General features: G+C 51.3%; 16 protein-coding genes. 6 read left to right on the top strand and 10 right to left on the bottom strand.

Annotation, left to right across the window (positions count from 1 at the left end):
- Positions 1 to 150: 150 nt before the first annotated feature.
- The 3 genes from sucD to HRU10_13600 all read right to left on the bottom strand — a co-directional run bounded on the left by sucD (position 151) and on the right by HRU10_13600 (position 3619).
- Positions 151 to 1023: a succinate--CoA ligase subunit alpha gene (sucD, locus tag HRU10_13610; protein NRA28267.1), complete on the bottom strand. Its 873-nt coding sequence runs from the start codon at positions 1021 to 1023 to the stop codon at positions 151 to 153.
- A gap of 32 nt (positions 1024 to 1055) precedes the next feature.
- Positions 1056 to 2249 carry an ADP-forming succinate--CoA ligase subunit beta gene (gene sucC, locus HRU10_13605; protein NRA28266.1) on the bottom strand — a complete coding sequence of 398 codons (1194 nt, stop codon included), beginning with the start codon at positions 2247 to 2249 and terminating at the stop codon, positions 1056 to 1058.
- A 152-nt stretch (positions 2250 to 2401) separates the two neighbouring features.
- A complete protein-coding gene (locus HRU10_13600) occupies positions 2402 to 3619 on the bottom strand; it encodes a PAS domain S-box protein (GenBank protein ID NRA28265.1) in 1218 nt (405 codons plus the stop codon).
- Between the two features lie 85 nt (positions 3620 to 3704).
- Between HRU10_13600 and HRU10_13595 the strand changes: the two genes are divergently transcribed.
- The gene (locus HRU10_13595) at positions 3705 to 4190 is read left to right on the top strand and encodes a hypothetical protein (GenBank protein NRA28264.1); all 486 of its coding nucleotides are present in this window, start codon (positions 3705 to 3707) and stop codon (positions 4188 to 4190) included.
- Positions 4187 to 4858: a hypothetical protein gene (locus HRU10_13590; GenBank protein ID NRA28263.1), complete on the top strand. Its 672-nt coding sequence runs from the start codon at positions 4187 to 4189 to the stop codon at positions 4856 to 4858. Before HRU10_13595 ends, HRU10_13590 begins: the two co-directional genes overlap by 4 nt.
- Before the next feature lie 60 nt (positions 4859 to 4918).
- Here the strand turns inward: HRU10_13590 and HRU10_13585 are convergent, their stop codons facing one another.
- On the bottom strand, positions 4919 to 6358 hold the full coding sequence (locus HRU10_13585) for a hypothetical protein (protein ID NRA28262.1): 1440 nt from the start codon (positions 6356 to 6358) through the stop codon (positions 4919 to 4921).
- A 117-nt stretch (positions 6359 to 6475) separates the two neighbouring features.
- Here HRU10_13585 and HRU10_13580 point away from each other — a divergent pair, with 117 nt between their 5' ends.
- On the top strand, positions 6476 to 7018 hold the full coding sequence (locus HRU10_13580) for a hypothetical protein (GenBank protein NRA28261.1): 543 nt from the start codon (positions 6476 to 6478) through the stop codon (positions 7016 to 7018).
- 36 nt (positions 7019 to 7054) lie between these two features.
- Here the strand turns inward: HRU10_13580 and mgtE are convergent, their stop codons facing one another.
- From mgtE to HRU10_13565, 3 genes are read right to left on the bottom strand one after another with little or no spacing between them, the layout of a single operon-like run.
- A complete protein-coding gene (gene mgtE, locus HRU10_13575; protein NRA28260.1) occupies positions 7055 to 8419 on the bottom strand; it encodes a magnesium transporter in 1365 nt (454 codons plus the stop codon).
- Positions 8420 to 8438: 19 nt separating this feature from the next.
- A complete protein-coding gene (locus tag HRU10_13570; protein NRA28259.1) occupies positions 8439 to 9023 on the bottom strand; it encodes an isochorismatase family protein in 585 nt (194 codons plus the stop codon).
- A gap of 7 nt (positions 9024 to 9030) precedes the next feature.
- Entirely contained in the window at positions 9031 to 9726 is a 696-nt protein-coding gene (locus tag HRU10_13565; GenBank protein NRA28258.1) for a metallophosphoesterase, read from the bottom strand.
- A gap of 252 nt (positions 9727 to 9978) precedes the next feature.
- Between HRU10_13565 and HRU10_13560 the strand changes: the two genes are divergently transcribed.
- Positions 9979 to 10269 carry a hypothetical protein gene (locus tag HRU10_13560; protein NRA28257.1) on the top strand — a complete coding sequence of 97 codons (291 nt, stop codon included), beginning with the start codon at positions 9979 to 9981 and terminating at the stop codon, positions 10267 to 10269.
- A 142-nt stretch (positions 10270 to 10411) separates the two neighbouring features.
- On the opposite strand, the gene HRU10_13555 is transcribed toward HRU10_13560, so the two are convergent.
- Positions 10412 to 11386 (bottom strand): FKBP-type peptidyl-prolyl cis-trans isomerase, encoded by a 975-nt coding sequence (locus HRU10_13555; GenBank protein NRA28256.1) that lies wholly within the window; start codon positions 11384 to 11386, stop codon positions 10412 to 10414.
- A gap of 639 nt (positions 11387 to 12025) precedes the next feature.
- Between HRU10_13555 and mutS the strand changes: the two genes are divergently transcribed.
- Complete coding sequence (gene mutS / locus HRU10_13550; GenBank protein ID NRA28255.1) at positions 12026 to 14611, top strand: DNA mismatch repair protein MutS; 2586 nt, start codon at positions 12026 to 12028, stop codon at positions 14609 to 14611.
- Positions 14612 to 14683: 72 nt separating this feature from the next.
- Here mutS and HRU10_13545 read toward each other — a convergent pair whose 3' ends face one another.
- Positions 14684 to 14938: a hypothetical protein gene (locus tag HRU10_13545; protein ID NRA28254.1), complete on the bottom strand. Its 255-nt coding sequence runs from the start codon at positions 14936 to 14938 to the stop codon at positions 14684 to 14686.
- Positions 14935 to 15147 (bottom strand): hypothetical protein, encoded by a 213-nt coding sequence (locus HRU10_13540; GenBank protein NRA28253.1) that lies wholly within the window; start codon positions 15145 to 15147, stop codon positions 14935 to 14937. The genes HRU10_13545 and HRU10_13540 overlap by 4 nt, the downstream gene beginning before the upstream one ends.
- A 147-nt stretch (positions 15148 to 15294) precedes the next feature.
- Here HRU10_13540 and HRU10_13535 point away from each other — a divergent pair.
- A partial coding sequence (locus HRU10_13535; GenBank protein ID NRA28252.1) for a hypothetical protein occupies positions 15295 to 15640 on the top strand: 346 nt, incomplete at its 3' end.

Here is a 15640-nt window from a genome sequence, read left to right as displayed (position 1 = left end):
TTTTTGTTTTGTTATCCACTGACCTTCAGTGGTTTAACCGCAACTCGCGATACTTTTTTATGCAAAATCCGGGCTAGTTGTGACGTGTTCACAAAAAAAGCCCGGTTGATGCAACCGGGCTGTTGGGAAATGAATCCAGTTTTTAGACGTTTACTTGTAGACGCGGAAGAGGGCTTCGGCCATGTGGGAAGGGGTTTCGGCGACTTCGATGCCGGCGTCTTTAAGTGCGGCAATCTTACCTTCGGCGCTACCGCTGCTACCGGAGACGATGGCTCCGGCGTGGCCCATGCGGCGTCCGGGAGGCGCCGTGGTTCCGGCGATGAAGGCAGCCACAGGCTTTTTGACGTGTTCTTTGACGAACGCGGCGGCTTCTTCCTCAGCTGAACCCCCGATTTCACCGATCATGATGATGGCTTCGGTTTCTGGGTCTTCATTGAAAAGTTGGATAGCGTCGATGTGGCTGGTGCCATTGATGGGGTCACCACCGATGCCGATACACGTTGATTGGCCATGGCCCGCACTGGTGATTTGCCAGACCGCTTCGTAAGTGAGCGTGCCGGAGCGTGAGACGATGCCTACTTTGCCTGGCTTGTGGATATAGCCGGGCATGATGCCGATTTTACACTCACCGGGCGTGATGACGCCTGGGCAGTTGGGACCGATAAGGCGGGAATTGCTCTCGAGGAGCTTCTTTTTCACGATGGCCATGTCCTTGACTGGAATACCTTCAGTGATGCAAATGATGAGCTCGATGCCGGCGTCGATGGCCTCAAGAATGCCGTCTGCAGCAAAGGGAGGCGGAACGAAGATGCAGGAGACGTTTGCTCCTTCTTTTTCAACGGTCTCTTTTACCGTGTCGTAGATCGGCACACGATCGAGGAATTTTTGGCCGCCTTTGCCGGGCGTGACGCCGGCGACTACTTGGGTGCCGTAGTCCATGCACTGTTCAGCGTGAAAACCACCGGCTTTACCGGTGATCCCTTGGAAAATCACGCGTGAGTCTTTGTTTACGAGTACGCTCATTGGATTAGGTAATTTGGGTTCCGGTAAATGGGTTACTTCGCTTCTGCGACGAGTTTGACGATCTTTTGGGCGGCATCGGCTAAGCTGTCCGCTGAGGTGATGGCCAGGCCGCTCTCGGCTAAAAGTGCTTTGCCGGCATCGACGTTAGTGCCTTCGAGGCGGACGACGAGGGGAACGGCGATGTTTACGTTTTTCGCCGCTGCAATGACACCGCGTGCGATGATGTCGCACTTCATGATGCCACCGAAGATATTGACTAGAATTCCCTCAACTTTTGGATCGGAGAGGATGATTTTGAAGGCCGCGGTCACGTTTTCTTCAGTCGCTCCGCCGCCTACATCGAGGAAGTTGGCAGGTTCACCACCGAAGTGGTTGATGATGTCCATGGTGGACATAGCGAGCCCAGCTCCGTTCACCATGCAGGCGATGTTTCCGTCGAGCGCGACGTAATTTAGGTCGAATTTGGAAGCTTCGACTTCTTTAGGATCTTCTTCGGCGAGGTCGCGAAGTTCAAGGATGTCTTTGTGCCGGTAGAGGGCATTGCTATCGAAATTCACTTTCGCATCGAGTGCGACGATGTCGCCCACGGGTGTGGTGACGAGCGGGTTGATCTCGACCATGTTACAATCTTTCTTCCAGAACAGATTGTAAAGACCGCCGAGCACTTTGCCCATTTGCTTGAGTTGCTCTTTGGAGCTGAGGCCTAATTTGAAGGCAATCTCACGCATTTGGTGGAATTGGAGTCCGATAGTTGGATCGATAACGACTTTTACGATTTTCTCGGGGGTGTTCTCGGCCACCTCTTCGATGTCTACGCCCCCTTCTGTCGATGCGATAATGACAGGAGCAGAGGAACCGCGATCCATCAGAATCGCCAGGTAGTATTCTTTGGCGATCTCGCTGGCTTCGGTGAAATACACGGTTTTTACCACACGGCCTTCTGCTCCGGTCTGGTGCGTTACCAAAGTGTTATTCAGCATTTTGCCCGCGATCTCGGCTGCATCAGCCTTGGAATCGAGGACTTTCACACCGCCTTGGAATCCATCGGTAAAGGTGCCCTTGCCGCGTCCGCCGGCATGGATTTGAGATTTCACCACCACGGGTCCGTCGGGAAGGGTAGCGATTGCTGATTCGAAATCGTCGACTGATTGAGCGGGTGCCCCTGCTGGCACGGGCACTCCAAAGTCGGCGAGAAGTTGTTTGGCCTGATATTCGTGGATGTCCATTATAAGAAGTTGTCCTGGGTTATTACCGATTCGAGTTTGGAAATAGATCTTCCTTGCCAGCTCGGAGTGAAGGAGTGGTGAGACTATTACTCAAGGAGATAGGCTAAATATTTATAAGAAAGCATTTAGGCAAAAGAATCGGCTGCATCAAGTTAGCTGATCTTATGATCTTCAGGAACAGTTTCGGAGTCGACATGGAGCAATTTACGCCGGGGACCCTTGCGGAGGAACTGGAGCGTGACGGCAGTGCCGACGCCAGGTTTGCTGTCGATACCGATTTTTGCGCCATGTGAGCGGAGGATGCGTTGAACGATCATCATGCCGATGCCATGGCCGGACGACTTGGTGGTGTAGTAGGGCTGGAAGACTTTCGATAGCTCGCCGGCTTCGATGCCACTGCCTGTGTCTTTAAATTGGATGAAGACGTGCGTGTCGTCTTTGCTCGCGCGGATGTCGATTTGGCCCCCCGCTTCAGTGGCTTCGGCGGCATTTTTAATAATGTTAAAGAATACCTGAAAGAGTTGTTGCTTGTCGGCCAAGACCGGGGGCATCAGGTCGTCGCTCTGGATGTTAATTTCTAAATTGAGGTTCGCTAGTTCCTCTTCTTGGACGGTGAGCACTTCTTCTAATATAGAAAGCAGGCTGAGTTCTTGGAAGTCAGGTTCGCGGGGGCGCACGGCATCGAGGAAATTTTCAATAATGCCATCGAGGCGTCCGACTTCGCCAAGGCAGACATCTAGGGATTTCGAGAGGCGTTGGATGTCTTCCGGTGTTTGGGCCGCTTCCATCTTCCGCTTCATCAGCTGTAGATGAATGTTGAGCGAGTTTAGGGGGTTGCCGAGTTCGTGTGCGACGCCAGCAGCCAAGTTCATAATGGACGTTACGCGCTCGTTTTCGATGAGCTCTTCAGTAGATTCGCGCGATTCGGTAATATCAGAAAGAATGATCGCAAAGCCTTGTTCGCTAGTGGCGACATGCTCGAATAGAGGGACCATAAGTAGGCGGACGATGCGGTGGTCTGGATAACTCAACTCGATCTCACGCGATATGACTTGGCCCTCTTCGGTGGCAGACAGGGTGCCCTTAACGGAAAAATCAAGGGACCGCGCCAGGTCCGGAACCATTTTCCAGAGTACTGCTTTGCCCACGTCTTCTGGGTTAAATCCGATTAGTTGACCTGCTGCTTCGTTGGCGTATTGGATAATCCCGGAGGTGTCTATGACGAGGATGCCGTCTTGGATCGTGTGTAAAACCGTCTCTAGCAGGCGGCGTTCGCGGGCAAGCCGCTGCACCAGGGCTGTCAAATTTACATTATCGAGGTCGTCCAGGTGACCAAGGATTCTGTCGAGTGTAGTCTGTTTGCGTGACACGGGATGAACTGGGTTCGTAGCTTATCTGACGGGGTGTCGTCTCAATTTCAAGACTGGTCGGTTTTTGACGACGTATGGGTCTGGTATGATAAGCTCATTTCTGCCGGAGATCATTCTATTCTTGGTGTGCTGTTGGATCGCGCGTCCCATTCAAGTGTGCATTCACGAGATCGGTCATGCGCTTTTGGCCTATTTGCTGACATCTGGAAAAATTGCACTGTCTCTGGGGCAAAATACCACTCCAGCGCTTCAGACTAGACGGTTGACGCTCCACCTGAGTCCTCATCGTTGGGACCGCGGTTCTGTGCGTTTTGATCGCGAAGGCGTATCGAGCATGCGACTCGCAATGATCATGGTTGCAGGTGCTTCTACTAATTTGATCTCGGTGGTCGTCGCAGTGTTCTTTGTCATGTTGGATTCCGTCTATGCAGTTCCGATGACTCCGTTTATATTTTATGGACTCAAGGTGGGACTCCTCGCCGCTTATCCATTCAAGTATCGCTCAATTCCAATTGAGAGCGATGGCCACGCTTTCTTACGGCTCGTGCACTACAGTCTTTATCACCGATGAGATTTAAAAAGAATTCAGGCGACTTACCCATCAACACGAGTTTTCGCGAACGTCGAAAAATACGCATAGAACAAGGCCGCGAAAGCATCCGGAAAAAGGGGTCGCGTGCTCAGGTAATGAAATCGGCTTCGATTGCCCTGCGCGTTCATTTCTTGGCTTTTGTCTGTTTCATGTTCGCATTGGGCTGCGGCGAAAAAGCCCCTTTCATGCAATGGCGCCAGGTGACTCAAAGGGATTTTGGGTTTCGGGCGGAATTTCCAAATGATCCTGTCTACAGTAAGACTTATTTGGATACCCAAGAAGGAAAAGTCACCGTTCATCAATTTCAGCATAAGAGCATCGCTTTTGTTTACTATGTGTCCGTGATGGAGTTTCCGCATAAACTCATGACTCAACAACCGAAGCGGAGGACACTCCAAGTGATGATGGAGGATCAAATCCAGGGTATGGAGGGGGCTTTAGAAACTGCGAGCAATGGCACCTTTGATGGGTTTCCCTCTCTCAAATTTCGAGCGCGGTTACCTCAAGATGGTGCCAACCTGCGCAATGAAAACTATCTGACTAGCCTGATGATTGTGCGCGGGGATTCCGTGTATCGGGTTTCGGCGATCGGTATGGGGAATGAAGAGGAGGTCGCCCGGTTTTTAGGATCTTTTGAGTTCCTATAGCTGAAATGGAGAATCCTGCTCTGATTGTTCGACCCAACGCTAACAGGATAAATACAGCTCCTATCCTCCCATCGCCCGGACTAAGGCAGGCACCCCCACTGCGAGAACGACACTAACAATCAGGCCCACGCCTGCTTTCCCCGCGTCGAGAGCCATCATCTTGAAGCCCGTCTTTAGATTGTTCTGCTGACTTACGCGGCGGGCAGACATACCGATCTCACGCCCGGCGAGAAGGCCGAGAAATACCCAAGTGGTCGACATCGGCAACTCATTGAGCTCTTTGAAATACCAGAGGATTGTACCGTAGATAAAGTCGACAATCGTAGCCGAGCGGATGTCCGAAGTGTTGGTTTTGTCGGTAACAACTTTTTGAATTTTACCACCCGCCTGATAGAAAATAAAACCCTGCAAGAGCACCATCGCAAGCACGGCGAGAATGAGCCAAAGAATAGGGAGGGACTCCCCACGTGGCAGGTATACAAAAATATTGGCTAAATCCTGACGGAGCCAATTGAACCACAGCCATCCGGTAGATATCCACTGGAGCGTCATCCAGATTGGGTGCTCCGCATGACTCTTATTGCGTGACCATTTGCTCTCCAAGGCGTTCATTACCGCGACGTAGACGATCATACCAACGGCGAAGGCAACGGCGTAGCCAATGAGAGACTTTTGGACCATCCCCGGCAGATTTGAAGTGGTGAAAACAGTGAGGACCAGGAAGGAAGTGCTCACTGGAAATCCAAAGCGAGTCAGGATCAGAAGGGCGATGGTCGGAAGAACGAAAAACCATTCAATTTTTACCGTCTTCGTCGGCTGAAAAATCGGCAAGCTTCCCAGGTAATCATCATCCTGCAAAGCAACTGCCGTAAATGTTAGTGTTTTCGGGTTTACTCGAATCAGGGCAGACTGGCCATTCACCTGAGGAGTCTGAAATGCGAACAGGTCGTCCTCGGATGCGATGTGGTCGAAGGGCAAAGGACTACCATCCTGAGCGGTGGCAGTCACCCACAGTGCTTGAGGGCCGTTAGCCGCAAGATCCACGACGAGAACAGACCCAGAGTCCGCGGAGGAATTGATGGATAAATTATCGTTATCGCGCGTTACTGTAAGAAGTAGCGCGTCTTCCTTGATCATGGTGTCGTCTGTTTGGTCAAAGCGTAACGAGATCGAAGTGAAGTGTGGGCCGAGGTCTATAACCCCCGCCGGTTGCTTGAGGGCGATGGTCTCTTTGATCGGCTCACCTGTTTTGGTATCTTTAGGATAAGCACCTACGACTTCGGGAAAACGGTCCAGACGCCCCCAGGTCACATCCTTATTTTCCCCAAGATAGCCTAGAGTGATTGCAGCGATAAGAATTGAACCAGCGAAGATCCATTTGACCCACCATGGCCGTTTGGCATTTGAGGCGAGGAAGGTTCCGAGAGTTTGGATCGAATCATTGGCAACGATTGCATACGCAGCCATGAGGAATCCAACGATCATGAAAAGTTCAGCCATAAAGATACGAATTGAGATACAAATGTTTGATAGCTGTAAAGCTTCACATTTTCTTGTAACAACTTGTTAACCTCCAATTGGAACGTATCCAGGAAAATTGGGTTTAAGATAAATAATATGAAATTGCTCAGACTATCTACTCTAATCGCGGTCCTTTCAGGAGCGCTCGCATTCTCCGGATGCGAAACGGGTTCTAATACGCAAAAAGGCGCGGGTGCTGGCGCCGTTATCGGCGGTATTGCTGGCGGAATCATTGGCCACCAGAGTGGTAGCGGTCTAGAAGGTGCAGCCATCGGCGGTGCAACCGGGGCTGTCTTGGGAGGGCTATTTGGCAACTCAAAGGACAAAGAAGAAGAGGCCGCGCGCCAAGAAGCGAACGCTCGTAGACAGGCTCAGCTCGAACGTGCGCGTCTTGAGGCAGAGGCTGAGCGTCTGCGGTTGGAAAAAGAGCAGGCAATAGCAGTGGCGCAGGGTCAGAATGTGACCGACGAAGAGTTACTTCAAGCCCGTCAAGAAGCCGAACGCATCGAGGCAGAAATTGCCCGCATTAAGAAAGAACGTGCGGAGGCTCTGGCGCGTCAGCGCGAGCTAGAAGCGGCGGAGCAGCGCCGTGTTGAGGCCGAGGAAGAACTCGCACGGCTGCAACGCGAGACTTTCTAAACAGTTTGTATTGTTGGGCCTTGCCTGGGGTAGAGATCACAGCAAGGCCCAGGCACCCAGCTGGAGAAATATAAAGAATCCGGCTACATCGGTAATCGCGGTAAGAAAAATCGATGCGCTTTGAGCGGGATCGAGATTTATTTTTCTCAGTGTCAAGGGGACAAAAGCACCGGCGAAGCCTGACAGGCTCATACTTAAAACCATCGCTGCGAATAGAACGCCGGCGATTCGTATATCCTGAGTGGTGATAAGCCCCAATACTGCGGAGGCGATACCTACTAGAGCACCGTTCATCAATCCCTTGAGAGTCTCTCGAACACAAATCGCCAATATCTCTCCTGGACGTATTTCGTCCATGGCTATGCTACGAATCGAAACGGCAAGTGTCTGAGAGCCGGTGTTGCCCGCCAAGGAAGCGACAATCGGCATAAACACGGCTAGAATCGTGAGTTGTTGGATCTGTTCCTGAAAAATGTAGATGATTGCGGCAGCGGCGCAGGCTGTGATTAGATTCACAAGCAACCACGGGATGCGTTTGCGGACACTTTGGGAAAGCGGATCGTGAATTTTTTCATCACCACCAGCACCTACGAGAATTTGGAGGTCCTCAGTTGCCGCCTCGTGAACCGCGTCGATGACATCATCATGGGTGACAATGCCCAAGAGCCGCTGCGTTTCGGGCTCAACCACAGGCACTGCTAGGAGGTTGTGCTCGCTTAGACGTCGAGCGACGAGCTCGCGATCATCATCGGGTCTGCATACGCCAAAGAGTTGTGTCTGCATGATTTCCGAAACATGTGTTTGCTGGCTGCTGAGCAATAGTTCTCGCATCGATACGACGCCGATCAGTGAATCTCTGTCGTCGACAACATAGAGGTAATAAATGGTCTCAAATTCTTCCCGCCGCCTCCGTAGATGTTGAATTGCCTTATCTGCAAATTCATCTTTTGAGACGCGCGCAACCTGAGTGGTCATTAGGCCTCCCGCAGTCTTTGAGTCATACGCGAGAAGTGTCCGTATCTCCTCTGCTTTTTCAGGTTCCAGCCCCGACACCAATCGTGAACGGTCGGACTCATCGAGTTCCTCAATGATATCGACGGCATCATCGGGATCAAAGTCTCCTAGGAGCCGAATAGCCCGTTCCTCTCGCATTGCTGAGAGCGTTTCTGCCGAGAACTGGGCGTCCATTTCAGCAAGGACTTCAACGGCTTTTTCCTCAGATATACTACGAAGCAGCTTACGGCGCTCTTCTGTCTCGAAGCGATGAGTCAGGCGCGCGAATGCAGCAGCTGGGATCGTTTCAAGCAGGGACGGATCGAGCTTCAGTGTCTCTTCGACCGAAAGATTTATAAAAACCGTCGAGAGCCAGTTTTCATCGAAGAGTTCGCGATTGCGGTTCATTGTCCGGGTTGTCGAAGTATCAAGCCGAGAAAGTTTTCACCAGGGTGTTGAATTGGCGAAATGCGGGATGCTCTGCACTCCTTATGATACTATAAAAAATGGTCTCGGAGGGCAGGGCGATCGCACCACTTTGCGCTAAGCTGCGGAGTGCCCAATCACAGTCGGGCGCTCTGCGTCCTCCGATGCAGTCAGTCAGTAAAGTGACTTGGTAGTCGCGATTTATCGCCTCCACGGCAGTTTGGTAGATGCAGATCGGGGTCTCGATGCCAGCCAGTAGGATGTGTTGTTTCCCGCGATCCTGTAGTATTGAATTGAACCTAGGGACGCTAAGGGCGCTGAAGTGTGTTTTCGCGAAGACACTATCGGCAGACGAGCGATCTCCGCTGTCAGCGGCTTCAAGTAATTCAGAAGCAGTGGGGCCCAGTTTGTCGGGTACTTGCTCGCTGAATACGACTTTAACACCCATGAGGTTGGCGCATTTGACGGCAAAACAAGTGCGGCGCAGTAGGCTTCTGTCGGGGTCGACCTTCGCAAGCATTGTTGGCTGCATGTCGACAACGACCAAGACGAGGTCCATGAGAAAAGAGTCTGTGTCCTGGCTCATACTTGGGCTATTGAATGTTTACGGGTTGGGGCAGGGTTTTACTTTGGGCGTAGACTTCATGTGCATTTACCTGAATGAGTTCCTGCTCAGGCAGGATGCATGCCGTAAGCATCCCTCCGTATACACAAGCTGTATCAATGCCGATGGCCTGAGGATGCGAGCGCACTTCTTGGCGTGGGGTATGACCATAAACGACGAAAGGTGGACCTTGCCAGAGATCGCCCCAGTCTCGACCCTCAGGCGCTTTGGAGCGTTTACTTGGCTTTCCTTCCTGGTCGATGACTTGAATGGTGGTCACAACACTCGCGGGTTGTTCGCGCCAAAGGACTGGAGAATGCGGATCAAATCCACCGTGCACAAATACTGTCTGCAGGTCTGAGTTGTAGAAAAAGAGAGGCAGGTTTTCTAAGAATTCCCAGTCTTTCGGGGTGAGTTGTTCTATGGTCTCGGCATCGTATTTTTTGAGGATGGATGCATCGCGTCTCCAACGAAATTCAAGTAGACGCCGCTCGTGATTTCCTAGAATTGCGCGGATGTTATTTTCCCGAATTATTCTAAGCACTGCAGCGCTGTCGGGGCCGCGGTTTACCATGTCGCCGATCTGAATAATTACATCGTCAGACTGCGGATTGATCCGATTGAGTAACTCAGCAAACTCTGATGCGCATCCGTGGATGTCGCCTATGGCGATGACTCTTCCCATGCTGCATCGTATTGGAAAAATGCCGGGAAGGATCAATGGCGAATTACAGAGAAGTCGCGGAGTAGCATCCCGGTAATCACTTTCCGAAGCAAACTAAGTGATTTTACGTATGTGCACTAGGTGGAATGGCTGACCACAAAATTAAGTTGATAAGGCAGGTAATTTAGGTGTCAGCACGGATATGATCTCGGTGGGGGATGAGTTATCATTCAACCATAGTTAAAACCTGTTCCACTTAAATTACTATCTGCCATGACTTATACTTACTCCCTCGACCAAGGTCGCTTCATGATCATCTCAAGCCGCAAGGCTTTTCAACGCTATCACTTGCTTTGGGAAGACATGGAAAGCAAGCCGCTGACGCTGATGCGCAACGTGGATGGTATGGTAGCATTTCAGGCGGTGATTACTCAAGAGACTGGCCTACACACCTGGGACGAACGTTCGGATGAGACAATTCCGGCGGAGATTTATGACTTTAGCCTGTGGGCGGCGCATCGGAGCTTTAGTGAAGACCGATCCGCTATGCTCCAGGCTTGTTGAGCAGACAGAATCATACCCCCCATACACAGCAGGCAGTAGGTTCTCGGCCTGTCTTTCTTGTCAGGCAAGACCCTATAAAATACGAGGCGCACCCAGGGTAGGGGTGCGCCTCGTAGCATTTGAAAGCTTAGACTACTCCGAACTATGGATTGATGGCGATCAATTCACACTCAAAGATCAGGGTATCCCCCGGCTTGATGACACCACCGGGCCGCGGGTTGTCGCCATAGCCAAGATCCGATGGGATGTAGATTGTGACCTTGCCACCGGCTCCAATCTTGGTGAGTCCTCCCGAAAAGCCCTTGATAACGCCTGTCATTCCAAAAGTAGACGGCTGGCCACGGTCGTAAGAACTATCAAACTGGGTTCCATCGATGAGTGTGCCTTTGTAATGCACCTGCACCGAGTCGGCCATGGTGGGTTTTGGGTCGGTGCCCGGTGTTTCAATTTTGTAGTAGAATCCCGACGGATCTTTTTCCACGCCGTCTTGGGTGGCGATTTCGTTTAAGAATGTGGCCATTTCTGATTTTCTTTCGGTGATTGCTCGTTGCTCAAAAGCATTCTGACGCTCTGTCAAAAAAGCTTGGATGTTCGGGAGTTGAGCTTGAATTTCACCTTCACTCAAGTTGGGATTTAGACCGAAGCGCACGCCGTCGATGATTTCGGGAAAATCCGCCTCATTAAAGCCCATTTGAGTCAGGCCTGAACGACTAGCTAGCATGTAGCCAACGGTCTTAAGCGTGAGTTCGTCAGCAGCGACTAGCTCGGCGCCATTGTTTACTGCCATGAGTCGATCTTGCATAAACTGAACGGTTGTTGGAATATTTGGCTCGAGCTCGGCGGCCACCGCAGAATCTGTGAACGCACTTTGCATAGACGCGATCACTGTTTCGTTGGCTGCTTCATCAAATTGCATGCCACGCAGACCGGATGCGAGTGATAGCAGGGCTCCGGTTCCTTGGAGCATACTTAGCGTTTCCACAGGGCTTGCCACTTCTTCGACGGGTGTCGTGGCTTCGGAAGTATCCTGCGCGTTAACAGGTGAGAAACATGCGAGCACTGTGGCTAAAAGGGCTGGGGTCGCGCTGCGCCATTTATGGGTTGGGTTTAATAGCATGGTGGGAATGCGGGTTATACAATGAAAATGCCAATTTGATGACGCTCTCAATTAGATCAAGGGATTTTAACCATAGGAAATGCAATGATTTCTGGATCATTTTAGCTGATCATGCCACGGCCTTACATCAGCCTGAAGGCATAGAGAAAGAAATTATCTGCGAGAGCTAATTTATCCACACGGCCCCGTCCACAAGTTTGAAAAGGCTTCCAGCCCTATTATTTACAACTTTCACCGGCTGATTTCCATCTGATGAATGAGGCATAGATAAGGAGTCTTTTTTACCTCCGATAAGCTTAAAGCAAACAACCCTTAAGACGGAATCGTCAGCTTTACTTGGGTGATGATCTCGGTTTCGATTCTCAGCCCAACGTTTATAGGGGCCACAAACTGGACGGAAATCAGAATAACCAAACGGGAACTCTCGATGAAATCCGGTTCACAGATTACGAAGATGACGATCCCATTTTGTTACCCCCTGCAGTTCCGGAGTCTGGACAAATTCTCATTGGATTGGACTGCCTGTTGACCGCTGCTTTTGTCTCTATGCATCGGAGAAAGGAAGCTGAAATTATTAAGAACTGATAGCGTTCGGTTTTAACCGTTGTCAGTCGGTGCAGAGCATCCTTTCTCTTGGGGATGGCACAGGCGAAACGCACCCCTATGATGGAGCAGTGGCATGACTTCCGCGGTCGGCTACCCGATGATACCTTGTTGCTGTTTCGGCTGGGTGATTTCTACGAGATCTTCTTGCAGGATGCTGAAGAGGGAGCACGGATTTTGGGAATTACGCTCACTCAAAGGCATGGCATGCCGATGGCGGGAATCCCTTACCACGCGGCGAATGCGTATATCGGGAAGATCTTAAAAGCGGGTAGGAAGGTCGCGATTGTTGATCAAGTGGAGACGCCCAAAGCAGGTAAACTCGTGAAGCGCGAGCTTACCCGGATTATTACCCCCGGTACCATTCTCGAAAGCCAACAACAGGAGGAGCGGCGCAGCCAGTTCATCCTTGCAATCGAGCTATCACGCAAGGCGGTCCATGCTGCATGGCTTGAGATTTCAACTGGTGAGTTTTCCTTGACGAGCCAGTCTCTAGATAATGCGGAGGGCCTGCTTTCGGTTTTTACGGCGCTCGATCCGAAAGAGGTTATTTTACCCGAAGGTTCCTTATTGCAGGCTGGACCCGCTGCTGCGGTCTTTGTTGAGGCGTTGGATCCGCTCCTGTCAACGCGGTCGGTGACTGAAGTCGAAGCGTATCATTTTGACTCAGCAAATGGCTACCGTGGGCTTACCGAGACATTGAATACTCTAAATCTCGACGGGTTCGGTATCGCAGACTCTCACGAGGGGATCGGCAGTGCGGGCGCCCTGCTTGATTATGTGACGAAAACGCTGTGTAAGCGACCTGAGCACCTTAAACAGATTCGCGAGTACCGCATTGAAGATACCTTGTTGATTGATCCGGCGACGCAGAGAAATCTCGAAGTGTTTAAGAGTGCGATGCAGACGCGTGAGGGTAGCTTGATGGCGGCGATGGACGGTACGCTGACGGCTGCTGGCTCGCGTAAGCTGGAGCAGTTTTTGTCGACGCCGACTCTAGATCTAGAGGAGATCAGCACGCGTCAGCGTACCGTCGGCATATTCACCCAGGTGCCGACGGCTCTGTACGACATTCAAGAGTTGCTCAAACGCGTCCGCGACATCCCGCGGATTTTAAGTCGTTTACAGAACACGCTACAGAATCCACGTGAGCTGGGCGGCGTGCGTGACACCTTGAATCAATTGCCGGAGATCCGTGAGTCGTTGAGGGCGGTAAAATACGAGCTCCTCGACTCTATGGCAGATCGTATCGAGGAGTTTGATGCGCTGGAGGCTCATTTGAGAAGTGCCCTGAATGACGATCTGCCAGGGAGCATCCAGGACGGGGGTACTATCCGGCACGGTTTCGACGAAGAGCTAGACTACCTCTACGGGCTGACCAGCGACAATAAGTCATGGTTGGCAGATCTAGAGAAATCTGAACAAGAACTGACTGGAATCAAGAACCTCAAGGTCAAATACAACGGTGCGTTTGGCTACTTCATCGAGGTGACGAAGTCGAATCTGGCGATGGTGCCCAATCACTACATTCGCAAGCAGACGATGGCGAATGCTGAGCGCTATACGACCGAGGATCTAAAGCGTAAGGAGAAGGAGATTCTCAATGCAGAGGAGCGCGCCCTAGCTCGTGAAGAGCAACTGTTTGGTGGCGTGATTTCCCGGATTTTGGAGGACAAAGACAGGCTTGAGAAAACGGCTCATGCCCTGGCTGAGCTGGATGTATTCTGTGGCTGGGCTGAAATCGCACGGGAGTGGAATTATTGTCAGCCGGTGCTGGATGAGTCAGATGCTCTGGAGATCGAAGGAGGGCGACATCCAGTGGTGGAACAGATGATGCGCAAAGAGCGCCGGGGCTTGGCGGGTGAGCATCGTTTTGTGCCCAATGATTGTAGCTTACAGTCGAGCCAGTGCCAGATTGCCCTTATCACTGGCCCCAATATGGCTGGTAAATCGACCTTTATTCGCCAGGTAGGTCTCATCGTTCTCATGGCTCAAGTGGGAGCCTGGGTGCCGGCAAACAACTGTCGGATAGGAAAAGTCGATCGCATTTTTTCAAGAGTCGGTGCCAGTGATGAACTCGCGCGAGGCAATTCGACCTTCATGGTGGAGATGAACGAGACTGCAAATATCCTCAATAACTGCACACGACAGAGCCTCATTATCCTCGACGAAATTGGCCGTGGTACGAGCACTTACGATGGTTTGAGCATCGCATGGTCGGTCGTCGAACACCTGCACAGTGACGCTGAGGCTGGCCCACGCACGCTCTTTGCAACGCACTATCACGAGTTGACGCGGCTGAGTGCGGACTTGAGCCGTATGGAAAATTTTTCCGTCGCGGTGAAGGAATGGAATGATGAGATCGTCTTCGTCAGGCAGGTGGTGCCGGGGGCGGCTGATCGTTCTTATGGAATTCAAGTTGCTCGCCTAGCGGGCTTGCCTGACACGGTGATTGCACGTGCTAAGGATATCCTGGCCGATCTTGAGTCAGGCAGCGAGCGCCTGCATGCCTTAAATTTCGATGCGGATACAAGTCCCGAAAAAGAAGTTCGAGAGTCCAAAGTCCCAAAGAAGCAACAACGTCCTGGGCCGGAGGATTTTCAGATGGAATTGTTTGGCTGACGGGGGAGGTCGCATTATTGACCAGACTCACACCTACGCTCTGCTTTATGCAATAGCGGGTCTTTAAGGGGTTCAGGACATTTCTAAGGCCAAAAGAATCACTTGCTTCAAGGCATCGTCTATGTGGTAGGTGATGATCCAATGCTCGTAATGGGTTGCGTAGTATAGATTGCCCTCAGAGTCATCGAAGCTATCCTGTGCCAATCCTTCTGGATCACCCGCTAAACGAGAAAAGAAGTCGTTAAACTTCTGGCGATCCCGGTTGCTACGGAGAGTCAGTATTCGTTCTACTACCTGCTCTGTCGCCAGCCAGCGGAAAGATTTCATAGGCCGTTTTTTGACAGCCGATTGTGTAGATCAACTACCTGATCTTGATCTACACCTTTGCCCGCTTTCACCGCGTTCAACCGTCGACTCATCTCCGCCCGATAATCAGGATCACCCACAAGCTCTTTCATCTTGATATAAGCTTTCATGTAGGTGCGCTCTTCAATGCTGAGCTGATCAACAGTCGCAGCGATTTCGGCTTTAGTCATGAAAACATGCTCGTCGTTTTTTCCAAAAACTCAAGTCTGGCTTTTCCCACCTCTGCCGGATGAGTCTGTTGGTGAACTTCTTGGAGCTACTTGTTTCATATGGAATGAAAACTTGAAAATATTCCATTCGGATCATTTTATATGTTGATGGCAGTAGAACTCGGAAAAGGAAATCTCGCCGAACAAGCTAGCGATGAGCGTATGGGGCAGGTCGCGCTCAAGGGTTTCTTCGCTATTGCTCGACACTGGAAGTTAAAGCCGGGTGAACAGCGCACCTTACTTGGTGACCTTCCGGCAACGACTTTCAATCGCTATAAACAGCTCCCTCAGGTAGCTCTTAACCGTGATTTGATGGAGCGCATTTCCTATATCTTGGGGATCCATAAAGCGCTGCGCATTTTATTCCAAGATGCAGATGGGTGTGACCAGAGGTGCGGGGAGTCATGCGGCCTCTTTGAGCCATTCTTGACTTTCGATGTAGGTGGCGCGGTGG

It is taken from the genome of Opitutales bacterium (assembly GCA_013215165.1).
Taxonomy (GTDB): Bacteria; Verrucomicrobiota; Verrucomicrobiia; order Opitutales; family JABSRG01; genus JABSRG01.
This window is presented reverse-complemented; position numbering and strand designations above follow the sequence as displayed.

Excerpts from the sequence above, each read along its gene's own strand:
- HRU10_13580 (NRA28261.1), top strand. The coding sequence starts at position 6,476 with ATGAAATTGCTCAGACTATCTACTCTAATCGCGGTCCTTTCAGGAGCG.
- mgtE (NRA28260.1), bottom strand. The coding sequence starts at position 8,419 with ATGAACCGCAATCGCGAACTCTTCGATGAAAACTGGCTCTCGACGGTT.
- HRU10_13545 (NRA28254.1), bottom strand. The coding sequence starts at position 14,938 with ATGAAATCTTTCCGCTGGCTGGCGACAGAGCAGGTAGTAGAACGAATA.
- HRU10_13555 (NRA28256.1), bottom strand. The coding sequence starts at position 11,386 with ATGCTATTAAACCCAACCCATAAATGGCGCAGCGCGACCCCAGCCCTT.
- HRU10_13585 (NRA28262.1), bottom strand. The coding sequence starts at position 6,358 with ATGGCTGAACTTTTCATGATCGTTGGATTCCTCATGGCTGCGTATGCA.
- HRU10_13540 (NRA28253.1), bottom strand. The coding sequence starts at position 15,147 with ATGACTAAAGCCGAAATCGCTGCGACTGTTGATCAGCTCAGCATTGAA.
- HRU10_13560 (NRA28257.1), top strand. The coding sequence starts at position 9,979 with ATGACTTATACTTACTCCCTCGACCAAGGTCGCTTCATGATCATCTCA.
- sucC (NRA28266.1), bottom strand. The coding sequence starts at position 2,249 with ATGGACATCCACGAATATCAGGCCAAACAACTTCTCGCCGACTTTGGA.
- HRU10_13590 (NRA28263.1), top strand. The coding sequence starts at position 4,187 with ATGAGATTTAAAAAGAATTCAGGCGACTTACCCATCAACACGAGTTTT.
- HRU10_13570 (NRA28259.1), bottom strand. The coding sequence starts at position 9,023 with ATGAGCCAGGACACAGACTCTTTTCTCATGGACCTCGTCTTGGTCGTT.
- HRU10_13565 (NRA28258.1), bottom strand. The coding sequence starts at position 9,726 with ATGGGAAGAGTCATCGCCATAGGCGACATCCACGGATGCGCATCAGAG.
- mutS (NRA28255.1), top strand. The coding sequence starts at position 12,026 with ATGGCACAGGCGAAACGCACCCCTATGATGGAGCAGTGGCATGACTTC.
- sucD (NRA28267.1), bottom strand. The coding sequence starts at position 1,023 with ATGAGCGTACTCGTAAACAAAGACTCACGCGTGATTTTCCAAGGGATC.
- HRU10_13595 (NRA28264.1), top strand. The coding sequence starts at position 3,705 with ATGATAAGCTCATTTCTGCCGGAGATCATTCTATTCTTGGTGTGCTGT.